Source organism: Undibacterium sp. Di27W, assembly GCF_049340345.1.
GTDB lineage: Bacteria > Pseudomonadota > Gammaproteobacteria > Burkholderiales > Burkholderiaceae_D > Undibacterium.
In genome coordinates this window covers 41,116-56,762 of the sequence record NZ_JBMPOS010000004.1, presented here as the reverse complement: position 1 = coordinate 56,762, position 15,647 = coordinate 41,116, and the positions used below count along the sequence as shown (strand labels likewise).

Below are 15,647 nucleotides of genomic sequence, written 5' to 3'. Positions count from 1 at the left end.
GGTGATGCCCCTGTATGCATCGGGAACCCTGGGCTAAAATTGTCGCTTTCTTTGCTCTGGATGATCTCGGTGTCTTATTTTTTTCGATGCATCTTGCTATCCATGCTCTTGTTGCTGACGGCCTGTTCAAAAACAGAATATGCCGACACTCTGGAGCCTGATGTGCTGATGAAGCTTGTTTTCAAAGGCTGGCAGGCAGACTCCATAGTCAAGCGCCCTATATTGAAAATCCAGGATGATGGGTTCAACAAAAATGGCATGTACCTGGCACCTGTCAAGGTATTGAAGTTAGCAGACGACAGGGCTGTCATGCTGTGCAGGGCGATTCCCGAGGACACTGGCAAAATCAGCAGGGATGTACTGGCAGCTTATTGGTTCAAGCGTGATGGCGAAAAATGGTTGCTTGAAGCCAGGCAGGATGAGATCGACAGCCTGCGGTCTGTACAGGAAATCAAGACAGTAAAAATCATGGAACTGGCATCAGCCAAACAGGGATTGCTGATTGAATACAGTCAATCTCAAAGAGGTGAAACTGATGTACTCGCCAGACTGTATATGCTGAGGCAGCATCAGATCACAACTCTCTTGCCTGAAAACCGGGACTTCATGTTGCTCATGAAAGAACTCAATCATGCAGATTGCAGCAGGCGTATGAAGAAAGCACCTGGCAAGCCTGAACGCGTGCGTTTGAATGACAGGGAGGGGAGAGATGGTAATTGTCTGGACATACAGGTCAGGCTGCAGCTTAAGCCAGGCAAAGACTTGCCGGGTGATATCGTATTAAGTGCAAATGCAAAGATGTTTGAGTATCGCGAAATAGAACGTCACGACTTACCAGATGCCAGTGGTGAGTACTTCACGACCTATGAGGTCATCCCCAGGACTTCGCGCTCTGCTATGGTGTATCGCTATGATGAAGCCAAAGGCAAGTATCAGATAATCAGCGATATCAAGAGTTTCTTGCCTGACTGGTATCACGAGTAAAGCATGACCAGCCCGGCTGTATAAACCGGGCTGGTGAACTACTTTCTAATCAAACCGCATCCAGGGCAGACTGCAAATCCTGCCTCAAGTCTTCCACATCTTCTATACCTACCGACAGGCGTATGAATGAATCAGTGATACCGAGTTTGGCTCTTTGTTCTGCCGGGATCGTTGCATGCGTCATGATGGCCGGATGTTCTATCAGGCTTTCTACGCCTCCCAAACTCTCAGCCAGGGCGAATACTTCGCAACGTTCCAGGAAGCGGCGTGCGCCTGCCAGGTCGGTATCGAGTTCTATGGAAATGATGCCGCCAAAGCCATCCATCTGCTTTTTGGCCAATTCATGTTGCGGGTGGCTTTCCAGTCCTGGGTAATACACCTTTTTGACCTTGGGCTGTTTTTCCAGCCAGCGTGCCAGGTCCAAGCCATTTGAGTTATGGCGTTCGACGCGGATGTTGAGCGTCTTGATGCCACGAAGGGCGAGGAAGCTGTCGAAGGGGCTGGCAATCGCGCCAACGGAGTTTTGCAAAAAGCCCAGACGCTCGCGCCAGTCAGCCTGATGGGCTTCGCCACCAACGATGGCTATACCACCGATGATGTCGGAGTGACCATTCAGGTACTTGGTCATGGAATGGACGACGATATCGAAACCCAGTTCCAACGGACGTTGTACTTTTGGGCTGGCAAAGGTATTGTCAGCCACGGCGATGATATTGTGCTCGCGGCAAATCTTGGCAATGGCGCGCAGATCAGCCAGCTTCAGCATGGGGTTGGTCGGTGTTTCTACCCACAGCATCTTGGTGTCAGGGCGTATCGCGGCCAGCACTTCTTCTGGCTTGGTCATGTCGACATACGTGAACTGCAGGCCAGCACTGCGCTTGCGCACACGTTCAAACAGGCGATAGCTGCCGCCATACATATCATCGCCAGCGATGATATGGGCACCGCTATCGACGATTTCCAGCACAGTGGCAATCGCTGCCAGGCCGGAGGCAAAGGCAAATGCCTGCGCGCCGCCTTCGAGGTCAGCTACAGCGCGTTCCAGCGCCCAGCGCGTCGGGTTGTGTGAGCGGCCATAATCGAGGCCCTTGTGGACGCCAGGGCTGTCCTGCACAAAGGTGGAGGTTGCATAGATAGGCGGCATGATGGCACCCGTGACCGGGTCAGGAAACTGCCCGGCGTGGATGACACGCGTGCCAAAGGCTTGCGGATGGGTAGGCTTCTTGTATTCGGGATAGCTCATGAAAGTGTCCTGCGCATATGGTTAAGAAGGTCAAAGCGGGTAATCAGGCCATAAAACTGTTTTTCCGGTTTGTCGGCTGCAATGATGGCAACCAGACCGCGGTCCAGTGTTGCGCGTAATGCAGCGATGCTGGCATCCGGTGCCAGGGTTTCTATCTGGCTGGTCATGGTGTCTTCTACCGCACTGCGGAACAGGCTGGCATCGGCAGATACTTTTAACAGCAGGTCTGATTCATCAATGATACCGATAATCGCGCCATCGCGTATGACAGGCAATTGGGAGATATCGGCACTGCGCATGCGGTTGAACGCCACCATCAGGGTGTCACTGGCATTGACGCTGATGACGCCACCTTCATCGTAACGGCGGCTGATGATATCGCGCAGATCGTTATAGTTTTTACGCTTGAGCAAACCCTGGTCTGTCATCCAGTTATCGTTATACACTTTGGACAGATAGCGGGTGCCGGTGTCGCAGACAAAGGTGACTACGCGCTTGGGCGTGGTCTGGGCGCGGCAATAGCGCAGGGCAGCGGCCAGCAGAGTACCAGTGGAAGAGCCTGCCAGTATACCTTCTGCGCGCAGCAGTTCACGTGCCGTGCCAAAGCTTTCAGCATCATCAATGGTATAGGCATGCTTGACAGAGCTGAGGTCGGCAATGCCAGGGATAAAGTCTTCGCCTATGCCTTCTACCGCCCAGGAGCCGCTGACTTCATTGATATTACCTGTCTCTACATACTCAGTCAGTATTGAACCTTTGGGGTCAGCCAGTACAAATTCCAGCGCGGGCTGGACCTTGTTGAAATAACGTGTCAGGCCCGTCAGGGTGCCGCCAGAACCTACGCCAACGACGATAGCATCGACTTTGTGGTCGGTCTGCGCCCAGATTTCTGGCCCTGTCGTGGTTTCATGCGCCAGCGGATTGGCCGTGTTATTGAACTGGTCGGCAAAATAGGAGCCTGGTATCTCCTTGGCCAGGCGTGCCGCATAGTCCTGGTAATACTCAGGGTGACCCTTGCCTACATCCGAGCGGGTGATGTGGACTTCTGCACCCATGGCTTTCAGATGCAGGATTTTTTCTGTCGACATTTTGTCGGGTACCACCAGCACCACACGATAACCCTTGGCCCGCGCCACCAGCGCCAGGCCCAGACCGGTATTGCCAGCCGTGGCTTCGATCACCGTGCCGCCTGCCTGCAGACGGCCTTCGCGTTCTGCGGTTTCTATCATGGAGCGGCCTATGCGGTCCTTGATGGAGCCACCAGGATTTTGTGATTCCAGTTTGAGGAATAATTCACACAGCCCTGTATCAAAGCGGGTGACTTTGACCATAGGGGTATTGCCAATCAACGCAAGTACTGCGGGATCAGTTTGTTTCGTCATTATTTTTTTCTCCAAGCCTGCATATGATGAATACATGGCTTGTCCATCCTTTGTTGAAGAGGCAGCCATGCTAGCGATACCGGCGGATAAGCCGGAAGTAATTTTTTCATCTATGGATATACGAAAAATAAACATAGATGAGCTTGCAAACCATGCACCCTGGGCAGCTAAATCAAGCCAAATAGCTGTCAGGGCACTGGATTTAAGTATAGGCCCGGAATAAAGTAATTTGCTTATGTGGCTAATAAATAAGCTAACAAATCAGCAAAAACAAGTAAAAAATATGCCAGTTATTGTTTTTTTGCTGTAGTAGTGGCGACTATAAATTGTGTAAGTATTTGTAATGGAATTCTGATTGCCTGGTTTTAATTGTGTCGGGCAGGTTTGACGGCTGGTAAAGTCTTGCCACATCGCAAGTGAATGGACTAAGGCGCACATTCCTGCTAATTTCTGGTTTTTGCTAATGAAAACCAGAATAAACATGGATGAAGAATCTGAAGAACTGGAATGCGCGCAGCATGGCAAGGCACATGCGACTTATGTATGTGAGCATCTGATTGCCGATTCTGTACAAAAATGGCATTCGGATTATCCAGATGCAGAAAACCACTGGCCCGACGCCTGGTGTGCGGCGTGCAATGCGCATTATCTGGCGGAAAGCGGTGAGTGGAATGAGCGCAATGAAGACCTGGTGCCTATTAAACTGATGTGTCATGTCTGTTATGAGGATGCCCGTTCGGCCAGTCTTGCACGCATGGCAGGCCCAAGCTTCGATGCCTGGGAGCATTTTCTTGATAGCTGTTTTGAAGAGCTGAAAAATAAAACTGATCAATTGAATCAGGAATTTTCCCTGGGTTCACATCAACGCTATGACTGGGACCAGGAAAAAGCTGAGCTGGTATTTTCCAATGAGGGCGTGCCTGCTGTCATTGCAAAGATAGATTTCATAGGCTCACATTCATCCAGGTCGGATACCTGGTTATGGGCCTGGGCTAATTTCCACTTACTGGAAAATATACGTACTCGCATCACTGCAGTGCGTGACTTTGGTGAGTTGCATGATTATCCCAGCCTGACCACGCCGAAATGGGAGGCTGAAGAAGGAGATGCCTGGGATATGGCGGCGGTTGCTGCCCATGTACTGAACGCGAGAGGTGTTTACCGCAGCCCACGTGAGGGCGGTGCCGCTTTTCTATTGATACGTGAAATTTGCAAAGCGTGAAGCGTCTGATATTAAGCTGAGGCACAACCAGGCTTGTTCCTCAGCTTAATGTCCAGTTTTAAATGTCGTCTTTGAAGATGTTATTTGTAGATGCCGCAACCTATCAATACATCACCCACACGCTCTATGTAAGTGGATTTTGGTTCCAGTACTTTGGTGGTGGGGTTAGGCCATTTATAGTCGACCCAGCCTTGCCCAGCCTTGCTATTGGCGACATTGAGGAATTTGGTGACGATAGGTGTGCCATCCACGTCCTTTAAATCGAGCAGGTTTTTGCCTACCATCTTGGGATTCGCGCCATGGGCGCGATTGATGCCATCGCCATTGGTGTTGTAGACGAAAACATATAAATCTTTAACAACAAATTGCCCGGTGGTATTGTTAAATTCGGCGTAAGCTTTTTCTTTGCCATTTTCCTTCAAATAAGCGGCAGCCCTTTTCACCAAGGCAACGGCGTCATCTGCACTCCCTTTTTCGGCAGCGCTAGCGCTCAGACCGAAGCTCATTAGTGAGAAGCCCAGTATAGCAAGCGTGGCTTTGATAAATAGTCTGCGCATCTTGATCTCCTATTATTAGTAATGAATGGCCAGGGGCAGTCGCTGCCGCATCTGGCCTGATTTCATTCTAATGTTGAATTTACATAATGCAATGTTTGCGATTTGCATATATGTTAAACAATGAAAAAAATGCTTGTTGTATGAGAGCGTCTATTTTCCGGGTTTCTATGGCTGCCAGTCTATGAATATTGCGTCGCGGTGTCTGTGATGCAAGGTTGGGAGCAAACAATACTTTTAAAAATTTGCCAGATCATGAGTTTTCATGATCTTGCTTGAATTGTCTATTAGCTTCATCCAGGTGTTTAATGAGGACGTGAGAAATAATATTGACGCCTATGCCGCCAAACATTGCAGGTACAAGATAGAGTGCCAGGGAAACTTCAGAAACGAATATCGTATCGTCAGCAAGAGATGGTGTCAGTTTCGCCGCAGCGGCAAGTAACCGTAAAAAAATCACGTCTAGTCCGGCAATGGCAACCAGGGCAAAGCCAAATATCAAAGTGGTCTTCTGCGATATCGCCTTTTTAAGCATGAGCATGCTATACAGGCCAAAGGGCAAGACAAAGGATACCAGCATCATGAGCCAGAACTTGATTTCTGAAAATATTGTGTTTTCCATATGTGGCTTTCTACAAATGTAAAGCGAGAAAAAATAAGTACTACGCTTTTTTCGACAGGATTATTAAACGAAAGTGCTGTACGCCAAGTAACGTATTCTTTCTTTTTAGTAACGTATTGAATTTCACGTTGTACAGGATATCGCTTCCAGATAGTATAGTTTTGATAAAACGGCTATTGGTTTGCGCTTATGGGATTTCCTCAAGGTTTTCTATAGCGCTTATGTATACAAACTAATTTGCTATTCGCTTTGGAACTGACAGTGTGAAGGCTAGGAAGATGACATCAAGAATCGTCAATTGGAAATCGGCTGGTGCCGTGCTGGTCCTTATTGCAGTAGCGGCAGGGGGCTGGTGGTATTACCATCGTACGAATGCCAGCGCAGCAGCAGATGCAGGCAATGGCCCTTCAGGAAATTCAGGAAAGCGAGGCGGCGGACGTGATGGCGGCAATAAGGCGCAGCCAGTATCCGTCGTGCCTGCGCAAAAGCGTGACATACGCATGATCGTCACGGCGATAGGCAATATTGCTGCCGCCAATATCGCTGTTGTGCGCACCAAGGCTGATGGCGAACTCAAGGCGATTTATTTCAAGGAAGGCCAGGCTGTGCAAGCCGGGCAGTTACTGGCCCAGATAGACCCCAAGCCTTTCCAGATTGCCTTGTCACTGGCACACGGCACTTTAGCGCGTGACCAGGCGCAGTTAAAAAATGCCGAGCTTGATTACCAGCGCTACAAAGACCTGGTCGAAAAACAGGCAGCTCCAAAACAGCAAATGGATACGCAAGAGGCACTGGTGCAGCAGCTGCACGGCACCATCTTATCCGACCAGGCCTCAGTAGATAATGCAAAACTGCAATTGAGTTATACCCGCGTAACCGCTCCTATCTCTGGTCTGGCTGGCTTGAAGCAGGCTGACCTGGGCAATATCGTGCATAGCTCAGACACCAATGGCCTGGTATCAATCACGCAAACCCAGCCGGTTGCCATCGTATTTGCCATCCCCGATGTACGCCTCGATAAATTGCGTAAGCAATTGAAGGACGATGTGCCTTTGCGGGTAGAAGCATGGGACAGGGAGCAAAAAAATATCCTGGCAGAAGGCAGTGTCGCCAATACCGATAACAGCATAGATTTGACGACAGGCACAATCAAGGTCAAGGCCCTGTTCCCGAACAAGGACAATGGCCTGTTCCCCAACCAGTTCGTCAATGTACGCTTGCAACTCGATACCATGAAAGACGCGCTGGCAGTGCCAGTGGCATCGGTACAGCGCGGCACGGTCGGCAATTTTGTGTATGTCGTCGGTGAAGGCGGCGTGGTTACGCTAAAGCCTGTCACTACGCTGGCCACCGATGGTGACTGGGTGGCTGTCAAGGCGGAACTCAGGCCAGGTGATCAGTTGGTAACTGATGGCGCAGACCGTTTGCGCGATGGTGGCAAAGTGGAAGTCATCGCGGCATCAGCCAGACCTGGCGGCGGCGATGAACCTCGCGGCGGTGGTGGCAAACGACGCAAGGGGGGCGGCGCTTCTGCTTCTGCTTCCGGTTCTGCGTCGGCACCGGTGCCTGCTTCAGCGCCGGCAGCGGCATCAGCTCCCGTCCCTGCCTCCGCAGCAGAAACCAGGAAATAAGGGCGCTCAGCTCATCATCACATCATGGCTACCCTGAACCCCTCACGTCTGTTTATTGAAAGACCGGTCGCAACTTCGCTGATGATGCTGGCGATTTTGCTGGCCGGTTTGCTGGCTTACCGCCTGTTACCTATCGCGGCCTTGCCGGAAGTGGATTACCCCACCATACAGGTGACCACACTTTATCCTGGTGCCAGCCCGGATGTGATGACCTCGTCGGTCACAGCACCGCTGGAACGCCAGTTTGGACAAATGCCGGGCCTGGCACAAATGTCGTCGACCAGTTCTGGTGGCGCCTCTGTGATCACCCTGCGGTTCGAATTGAGTCTGTCGCTCGACGTTGCCGAGCAAGAAGTGCAGGCCGCCATCAATGCAGGCAGCAATCTGCTGCCCAGTGATTTGCCGATGCCACCGGTATATAGCAAGGTCAACCCTGCTGATGCACCGGTATTGACGATCGCGGTCTCATCCACCACACTGCCAGTCATACGCATACATGATCTGGTCGAGAGCCGTCTGGCACAGAAAATCTCGCAGGTACGTGGCGTTGGTCTGGTCAGTATTGCCGGTGGGCGCAGGCCAGCTGTCAGGATACAGGCCAACCCAACGGCGCTGGCCAATCTTGGTCTCTCGCTGGATGATTTACGTACTGCCATAGGTAGCGCCAATGTCAACCAGGCCAAGGGCAGCTTTGATGGCCCACTGCGAGCCTCGACGATCGATGCGAATGACCAGATGAAAAGCGCGGCAGAATATGCCAACTTGATATTCGCCTACAAAAACGGTAATCCGATACGCCTGCGTGATGTTGCCACGATGGTCGATGATGCCGAGAACATGCGCCTGGCAGCATGGGCAGACAAGGCTCCGGCTGTTATTCTCAATGTACAGCGCCAGCCTGGCGCGAATGTGATACAGACAGTAGACCGCGTGAAAGCCTTGCTGCCCAGTTTGCAGGCCGCCATGCCCGGCTCTGTCGATGTGCGGGTACTGAGCGACAGAACTACTACCATACGCGCTTCTGTCGATGATGTGGAAATCGAATTGCTGCTGGCCATAGGCCTGGTGGTATTCGTGATCTTTGTTTTCTTGCGCAGTGTGCCTGCCACCATCATCCCCAGTGTTGCCGTTCCCCTGTCACTGATAGGCACCTTTGGCGTCATGTACATGATAGGTTTTTCGCTCAACAACCTGACGCTGATGGCGCTGGTGATTTCGACTGGCTTTGTGGTTGATGATGCGATCGTCATGATAGAAAACATTGCCCGGTATGTCGAAGAAGGCGAATCGCCTATGGCAGCAGCCCTGAAGGGATCGCAGCAAATAGGCTTCACCATCATTTCCCTCACGGTTTCCCTGATTGCGGTATTGATACCGCTGCTGTTCATGGGCGATGTGGTTGGCCGCCTGTTCCATGAATTTGCGATTACCCTGGCTGTCTCGATATTGATTTCTGCCTTCGTGTCTCTGACCCTGACACCTATGATGTGCGCCCGTCTTTTGCATCATGAAAAAGAAGAAGACTTTGGCCCCGTCAAGCGCGCTGTAGGCCGCATGTTTGAGCAGACCATTGCAGGCTATGGCCGCATGCTGACCTGGGTATTGGACAGGCAAAAAACCACCATGCTGGTGTTTGTGGCGACACTTGCTCTGACTGGCTTGCTATACATTTTTGTCCCCAAGGGTTTCTTTCCTGTCCAGGATACGGGTCAGATACAGGCCATTACCGAGGCAGCGCAATCCACTTCGTTTGCCGCCATGGCAGAACACCAGCAAGAACTGGCCAGCGTAATTTTGACTGACCCGGCGGTGGAAAGCGTATCTTCTTTCATCGGTGTGGATGGTGCAAACGCCACCCTGAATGCAGGCCGCATGCTGATCGTGCTGAAGCCGCTGAATGTACGCGTGATATCGGCTACCCAGATCGCCAGACGCCTGGCTGAGCTGACGCGCAAGGTACCAGGCATCGCCATCTATATGCAGGCAGTGCAGGACCTGACCATAGAAGACAGGATAGCCAAGACGCAGTACCAGTTCATGCTGAGTTCACCCGATATTGCTGAACTGTCGCGCTCGACTACTGCCCTGCTGGAACGCTTGCGCAAGCTGCCACAACTTGCCGATGTCGCCAGTGACCAGCAAGAGCTGGGCCTGCAAGCTTATGTAGATATAGACAGGGATGCCGCAGGCCGCTTTGGCGTCAGCGTGGCAGCAATCGACAACTCGCTGTACAACGCCTTTGGCCAGCGCCTGATCTCGACGATTTTCACCCAAAGTAATCAATACCGCGTAGTACTGGAAGTGGCACCGCAATACAAAGTGGGTATGGATGCGCTGAATAACCTGTATGTACCGGGCACAAATGGCGTACAGGTGCCGCTGTCTTCTGTCGCCAGAGTGGTGGAAAGGATAGCGCCACTGGCGGTCAACCATGCAGCGCAATTCCCTGCCGCGACAATTTCCTTCAATCTGGCCCAGGGTGCGGCACTGGGTGATGCAGTCAATGCGATAAAGGCAGAAGAAGCAGCCCTGCATTTACCCGTCAGTGTAGAAACCAGCTTCCAAGGGGCTGCACTGGCTTTCCAGGCATCCCTGTCCAGCACCCTGTTGCTGATACTGGCTGCGATCGTCACCATGTATATCGTGCTGGGTGTTTTGTATGAAAGCTATATACATCCGCTGACCATACTTTCGACCTTGCCATCTGCAGGCCTGGGAGCCTTGCTGGCCTTGCTGGTATTCAGGCTGGACCTGGGTATCATCGCCATCATCGGTATTGTGTTGCTGATTGGTATCGTCAAGAAGAACGCCATCATGATGATCGATTTTGCGCTGTACGCGCAGCGTGAAGAAGGCTTGAACCCGCGCGAGGCCATCCACAAGGCTTGCCTGTTGCGCTTCCGCCCCATTTTGATGACCACCATGGCAGCCTTGCTGGGTGCTTTGCCACTGATGCTGGGTTCGGGCGTGGGCAGTGAATTGCGTCACCCTCTGGGTGTGGTCATGGTCGGTGGGCTGATCGTCAGCCAGTTGCTGACGCTGTTCACGACGCCAGTGATTTATCTTGGCTTCACGGCGCTGGCCAGCAGGTTTGCCCGCAAGCCAGGTTCAGAAACTGCAACAGAAACTGCGGCGTGAGCAGATGAATCTTTCCCGCCCCTTCATAGAACGTCCGGTCGGCACTGCACTCATTACCCTGGGTGTGGCGCTGGCGGGCATCATCGCGTACTTTTTGCTGCCTATCGCGCCCTTGCCGCAGGTTGAGTTTCCTACCATCTCCGTCAATGCCTCATTGCCTGGTGCCAGCCCGGATACCATGGCAGCCACCGTTGCTACGCCGCTGGAACGTGCGCTGGGCAGCATTGCTGGCGTCAATGAAATCACTTCCTCTTCATCATTGGGAAGTTCGCGCATTACCCTGCAGTTCGACATGAGCCGGGATATTGATGGCGCAGCACGGGATGTACAGGCCGGTATCAATGCGGCGCGCGCCATGCTGCCGTCAGGCATGCCCAGCAACCCGACTTACCGCAAAGTCAACCCTGCTGATGCACCAGTGATGATTATCGCGCTGACATCCAAGACACTGACACGCGGCCAGATGTATGATGCCGCCTCTACCGTGCTGGCACAGCGCCTGTCGCAAGTTGATGGCATAGGCCAGGTCAGCATAGGTGGCGGTGCATTGCCGGCGGTGCGCATAGAGGTGGATCCCAACAAACTGGCAGCGAATGGTATTTCGCTGGAAAATGTACGCGCCACCGTGGTAGCCAGCAATGCCAACCGCCCCAAGGGTTCAGTCGAAGACCAGCAGCATTACTGGCAGCTCAGCGCTAATGACCAGTCTTATAAAGCTGAGCAATATGCACCGCTGATCATCAGCTATGCCAATGGCGCCGCACTACGCCTGCGTGACGTTGCTGAAGTGGTGGATAGCGTACAGGACGTGCGCAATTACGGCATGGCGAATGGTACACCCGCGATCTTGCTGATACTGAACAAGGCACCCGGTGCCAACATCATCAAGACTGTCGATACAATCCGCGCCCTGTTGCCACAATTGCGCGCTTCCATCGCACCAGCTATTGATGTGAATGTCGTCATGGACAGGACACCAACCATACGCGCATCCATCACTGAAGTGCAGCGTACACTGGCGATTGCCTTTGGCCTGGTTATCGTGGTGGTGTTCGCGTTCTTGCGTAATTTTCGCGCGGCCCTGTTACCCGCAGTGGCAGTGCCGGTTTCACTGGCTGGCACTTTCGGCGTCATGTATTTGCTCGGTTACAGTATAGATAATCTCTCGCTCATGGCGATGACAGTGGCTACTGGTTTTGTGGTGGATGATGCGATCGTCGTACTGGAAAATATTTCGCGGCATATAGAACGCGGCAAGACGCCGATGGAAGCTGCCTTGCAGGGTGCGCGCGAAATTGGTTTCACAGTAGTTTCCATCAGCCTGTCATTGATTGCGGCCTTCATACCCATCCTGGCAATGGGTGGCATAGTCGGGCGCTTGTTCCGTGAGTTTGCGGTGGTGTTGTCAGTGTCTATCCTGGTGTCCATGCTGGTATCGCTGACCACCACGCCTATGATGGCAGCAGCATTGTTGCGGCCTGTGGAAAAAGCCAAGGCACCGGGTAAATTCTCACGTGCACTTTCCCGCTTCCAGCGCGGCCTGATGCGTGGTTACCGTCGCAGCCTGCGCTGGACCTTGCGGCATCAGCCATTGACCCTACTGGTACTGGCAGGCGTGATTGCGCTGAATGTATCGCTGTACATAACGATCTCCAAGGGATTTTTCCCGCAACAGGATACCGGCTTGATGATGGGCGGCGTGCAGGCTGACCAGGCCAGCTCTTTCACCTCCATGCAGGAAAAACTGAATGCTTTCAGCAAGATAGTGCTGGCCGACCCTGCAGTCGCCAATGCCACCGGCTTTACCGGTGGCGGCCAGCGCAATAGCGCGAACATGTTTATATCACTCAAACCCAGGACTGAGCGTGAAGAGAGTGTAGATCAGGTCATCAACCGCCTGCGTGGCAAGCTCGCCCATTTGCCGGGAGCCAATCTGTTTTTGTCACCGGTACAGGATATCCGTATCGGTGGCCGGCAAAGTAACGCCGCGTGGCAATATGCCTTGCAGGCCGATGACCTGACCGACCTGCGCACCTGGGAACCACGCATACGCAAGGCCTTGTCGCAACTGCCTGAACTAGCTGACCTGAATAGCGATCAACAGGATAAGGGCATACAGACTTCACTGGTGATAGACCGTGATGCCGTGGCCAGACTGGGTTTGACCGTCAGCGCCATCGACAGCACACTCAATGATGCCTTTGGGCAGCGCCAGATCGGTGTCATCTATAACCCACTGAATCAATATCGCGTAGTAATGGAACTGGCACCTGCCTATCTGCAAAGCCCCGAGAGTTTGAAGAGCCTGTATGTCACTACCTCCAAGGGTGTGCGCATACCTCTGGCCAGCGTGGCAAAGGTGGAGACCACCAATACACCTCTGGCAGTCAATCACCAGAGCGGTTCGCCAGCCAGCACCATCAGCTTCAACCTGGCACCGGATGTCGCCTTGTCACAGGCAGTGGATGCGATTAATGACACCATCAGCAAACTGGGTGTGCCGATATCCGTGCATGGCAGTTTCCAGGGTACGGCGCAGGCTTTCCAGTCGTCCCTGAGCAGCCAGCCGCTGCTGGTGCTGGCAGCCATTATCACCATCTACCTGGTGCTGGGCATGCTGTATGAAAGCCTGATCCATCCACTGACGATACTCTCAACTCTTCCTTCTGCAGGCATAGGTGCCTTGCTGGCGCTGATGTTGTTCAAGACTGATTTTTCCATCATCGCCCTGATCGGTGTGGTGCTGCTGATAGGCATCGTCAAGAAGAACGCCATCATGATGATTGATTTTGCGATTTCTGCGCAGCATGAAGCAAACAATCGTGGCAGCAGCGTGACTGCCGGTGCAGCGATTTACCGTGCCAGCCTGCTGCGCCTGCGTCCCATCCTGATGACTACCCTGGCGGCGATCTTTGGTGCTGTGCCACTGGCACTCGGTACGGGTGATGGTGCTGAATTACGCCAGCCACTGGGCATAGCCATCGTCGGCGGCCTGTTGTTGAGCCAGTTGCTGACTCTGTATACCACGCCTGTCGTCTTTGTCTGCATGGACAGATTACGCCGCAAGAAAAAACCAGTAAAAGCAATAGCGAGCGCAGGCGCTTTGGATATTGCATGAGAGTGATTATGAAAAAAAATATTAACTTGCGTCCCACATCTTTTACAAGTTCTGCTTTTCCACGCTTATCCGTACTTACGCTAGTCTTGCTGCTATCAGCCTGCGCACAGACCAAGGCACCGCCACCGGCTACAGTCCCGCTGACCGCAGAATTCAAGGAAGCCAGTTACTGGAAATCAGCGCAGGCTACGCGCGCCGGTACTGAAGCTGCAATGTCAGAATCCTGGTGGGAAATGTTCAATGACCCTGTCCTCAACGAACTGCAACAAAAGCTATTGCTGGGCAATGAAAACCTGAAGTCAGCCGCCGCCCAGATCGCCAATGCCAAGGCCGTGCTCAAAGCCAGCCAGTCTGCATTGTGGCCAACAGTGTCACTGAATGCGGGCGGTACGCGCAGCGGTAACCCTGGTTCAGGCCAGAATGGCCGTACTACCAGCAATAGTTATTCCCTGGCTGTCGATACTTCTTGGGAAATTGACTTATGGGGCAGGTTGTCAAAAGCTACCGATGTGGCCAACGCCAGTCTGCAAGCCAGCCGTGATGACTATGACGCAGCGCGCCTGTCTGCCCACGCGACGCTGGCACAAAGCTATTTCGCCATGCGCGTGGCCGAGGCTCAGCAAGCCATATTGCAAAGGACCACCACCTCCAATCAGCGCAGCCTGGAATTGACCGAAGCCAGATACAAAGCGGGGGTAGCAGGTCAGAGCGATGTCTTGCAAGCCAAAATACAAGTGACTAGCGGCCAGGTGCAATTGAAAGACGCTGTGGCACAAAGGGCGCAACTGGAGCACGCGATTGCCGTGCTGCTGGGTATGACTCCCGCAGCCCTGAATATCAGCAACACCGCCACCTTGCCAACAGCGCCAGTAGTACCTGTGCTGATCCCCGCTACTTTGCTGGAACGTCGGCCCGATATCGCGGCGGCTGAACGCAAGCTGGTCGCGGCTTATGCCCAGATAGGCGTCAAGGATGCGGCTTTCTTCCCTGATATCAGCTTATCGGCCAATGCCGGTTACCGCAGTTCTTCCCTGAGTAAATTAATCGATGCTCCCAACTTGGTCTGGTCTTTGGGGCCTTCGATATTGCTGTCTATTTTCGATGGTGGTGCACGCCAGCTGGCCAGTGACCAGGCACGTGCAGCGGCAGATATCGCCGCCTCTGCTTATCGCCAGACCATATTGACCTCATTGCAGGAAGTGGAAGACAATCTGGTCGTGCTGGAACAACTGGATGCAGAACTGCAATTGCAAACAGAAGCCTTGCAAGCCGCCCAGCGCAATCTGGAAATCACGCAGGAGCAATACAAGGCAGGCACAGTCAGCTACCTGAATGTAGTCACATCGCAGAATGCTGCCTTGTCCAGCGAATCCAATTTGCTGTCAATACGCAACCGCCAGTTGGCAGCCACCAATATCTTGCTGAAAAATATAGGTGGTCGCTGGCAAACAGCCAGCTTGAAATGACACAGTACTTGCCAGGTGCATGAGTTGCAATTGCCTGCACTTGCATTGTTTTCTACTTCCTGATCTGCACTAAGGCACGCTCCCGGTGAAAATCCTCTTTCCCGGGTAGCTGCCGCATTCCACCTGCGCGCAAGTTAAACACAGCTTGTTCCAGAATTATCTTGTTTGGACGCCTCAATTTTGCATTCTGTCGCATTGTGATTGTGACAGATGCCGCTGCTTGGCAAAATCTGCGCAAGTTCACAGAGCGATTAACGAATAAGGTTTGCGCACAGAATTGATTTGTT

General features: G+C 52.7%; 10 protein-coding genes. 6 read left to right on the top strand and 4 right to left on the bottom strand.

The window, feature by feature from the left end; all coding sequences use genetic code 11:
• Positions 1 to 69: 69 nt before the first annotated feature.
• Positions 70 to 984, top strand: coding sequence for a hypothetical protein (locus ACO0LF_RS09870; RefSeq protein ID WP_423013941.1), 915 nt, complete (start codon positions 70 to 72; stop codon positions 982 to 984).
• 49 nt (positions 985 to 1,033) lie between these two features.
• Here ACO0LF_RS09870 and ACO0LF_RS09865 read toward each other — a convergent pair whose 3' ends face one another.
• On the bottom strand, positions 1,034 to 2,227 hold the full coding sequence (locus ACO0LF_RS09865; protein WP_423013940.1) for a trans-sulfuration enzyme family protein: 1,194 nt from the start codon (positions 2,225 to 2,227) through the stop codon (positions 1,034 to 1,036).
• Entirely contained in the window at positions 2,224 to 3,609 is a 1,386-nt protein-coding gene (locus tag ACO0LF_RS09860) for a pyridoxal-phosphate dependent enzyme (RefSeq protein WP_423013939.1), read from the bottom strand. The genes ACO0LF_RS09865 and ACO0LF_RS09860 overlap by 4 nt, the downstream gene beginning before the upstream one ends.
• Positions 3,610 to 4,072: 463 nt before the next feature.
• Between ACO0LF_RS09860 and ACO0LF_RS09855 the strand changes: the two genes are divergently transcribed.
• A complete protein-coding gene (locus ACO0LF_RS09855; RefSeq protein WP_423013938.1) occupies positions 4,073 to 4,831 on the top strand; it encodes a DUF6882 domain-containing protein in 759 nt (252 codons plus the stop codon).
• A gap of 80 nt (positions 4,832 to 4,911) precedes the next feature.
• On the opposite strand, the gene ACO0LF_RS09850 is transcribed toward ACO0LF_RS09855, so the two are convergent.
• Both ACO0LF_RS09850 and ACO0LF_RS09845 read right to left on the bottom strand, forming a co-directional pair.
• A complete protein-coding gene (locus tag ACO0LF_RS09850; protein WP_423013937.1) occupies positions 4,912 to 5,388 on the bottom strand; it encodes a cache domain-containing protein in 477 nt (158 codons plus the stop codon).
• A 250-nt stretch (positions 5,389 to 5,638) separates the two neighbouring features.
• Positions 5,639 to 6,007 carry a hypothetical protein gene (locus tag ACO0LF_RS09845; protein ID WP_423013936.1) on the bottom strand — a complete coding sequence of 123 codons (369 nt, stop codon included), beginning with the start codon at positions 6,005 to 6,007 and terminating at the stop codon, positions 5,639 to 5,641.
• 278 nt (positions 6,008 to 6,285) lie between these two features.
• Between ACO0LF_RS09845 and ACO0LF_RS09840 the strand changes: the two genes are divergently transcribed.
• The 4 genes from ACO0LF_RS09840 to ACO0LF_RS09825 are packed head-to-tail and all read left to right on the top strand — an operon-like array spanning position 6,286 to position 15,360.
• Entirely contained in the window at positions 6,286 to 7,638 is a 1,353-nt protein-coding gene (locus ACO0LF_RS09840) for an MdtA/MuxA family multidrug efflux RND transporter periplasmic adaptor subunit (RefSeq protein ID WP_423013935.1), read from the top strand.
• Positions 7,639 to 7,671: 33 nt separating this feature from the next.
• On the top strand, positions 7,672 to 10,776 hold the full coding sequence (locus tag ACO0LF_RS09835; protein WP_423014216.1) for an MdtB/MuxB family multidrug efflux RND transporter permease subunit: 3,105 nt from the start codon (positions 7,672 to 7,674) through the stop codon (positions 10,774 to 10,776).
• A gap of 4 nt (positions 10,777 to 10,780) precedes the next feature.
• Positions 10,781 to 13,894 carry a multidrug efflux RND transporter permease subunit gene (locus ACO0LF_RS09830; RefSeq protein ID WP_423013934.1) on the top strand — a complete coding sequence of 1,038 codons (3,114 nt, stop codon included), beginning with the start codon at positions 10,781 to 10,783 and terminating at the stop codon, positions 13,892 to 13,894.
• 8 nt (positions 13,895 to 13,902) lie between these two features.
• Positions 13,903 to 15,360 (top strand): efflux transporter outer membrane subunit, encoded by a 1,458-nt coding sequence (locus ACO0LF_RS09825; RefSeq protein WP_423013933.1) that lies wholly within the window; start codon positions 13,903 to 13,905, stop codon positions 15,358 to 15,360.
• Positions 15,361 to 15,647: the final 287 nt, after the last annotated feature.

Coding starts and splice junctions, on each gene's coding strand:
- ACO0LF_RS09865 (WP_423013940.1), bottom strand. CDS start 2,227: ATGAGCTATCCCGAATACAAGAAGCCTACCCATCCGCAAGCCTTTGGC.
- ACO0LF_RS09860 (WP_423013939.1), bottom strand. CDS start 3,609: ATGACGAAACAAACTGATCCCGCAGTACTTGCGTTGATTGGCAATACC.
- ACO0LF_RS09855 (WP_423013938.1), top strand. CDS start 4,073: ATGAAAACCAGAATAAACATGGATGAAGAATCTGAAGAACTGGAATGC.
- ACO0LF_RS09850 (WP_423013937.1), bottom strand. CDS start 5,388: ATGCGCAGACTATTTATCAAAGCCACGCTTGCTATACTGGGCTTCTCA.
- ACO0LF_RS09845 (WP_423013936.1), bottom strand. CDS start 6,007: ATGGAAAACACAATATTTTCAGAAATCAAGTTCTGGCTCATGATGCTG.
- ACO0LF_RS09840 (WP_423013935.1), top strand. CDS start 6,286: ATGACATCAAGAATCGTCAATTGGAAATCGGCTGGTGCCGTGCTGGTC.
- ACO0LF_RS09830 (WP_423013934.1), top strand. CDS start 10,781: ATGAATCTTTCCCGCCCCTTCATAGAACGTCCGGTCGGCACTGCACTC.
- ACO0LF_RS09825 (WP_423013933.1), top strand. CDS start 13,903: ATGAAAAAAAATATTAACTTGCGTCCCACATCTTTTACAAGTTCTGCT.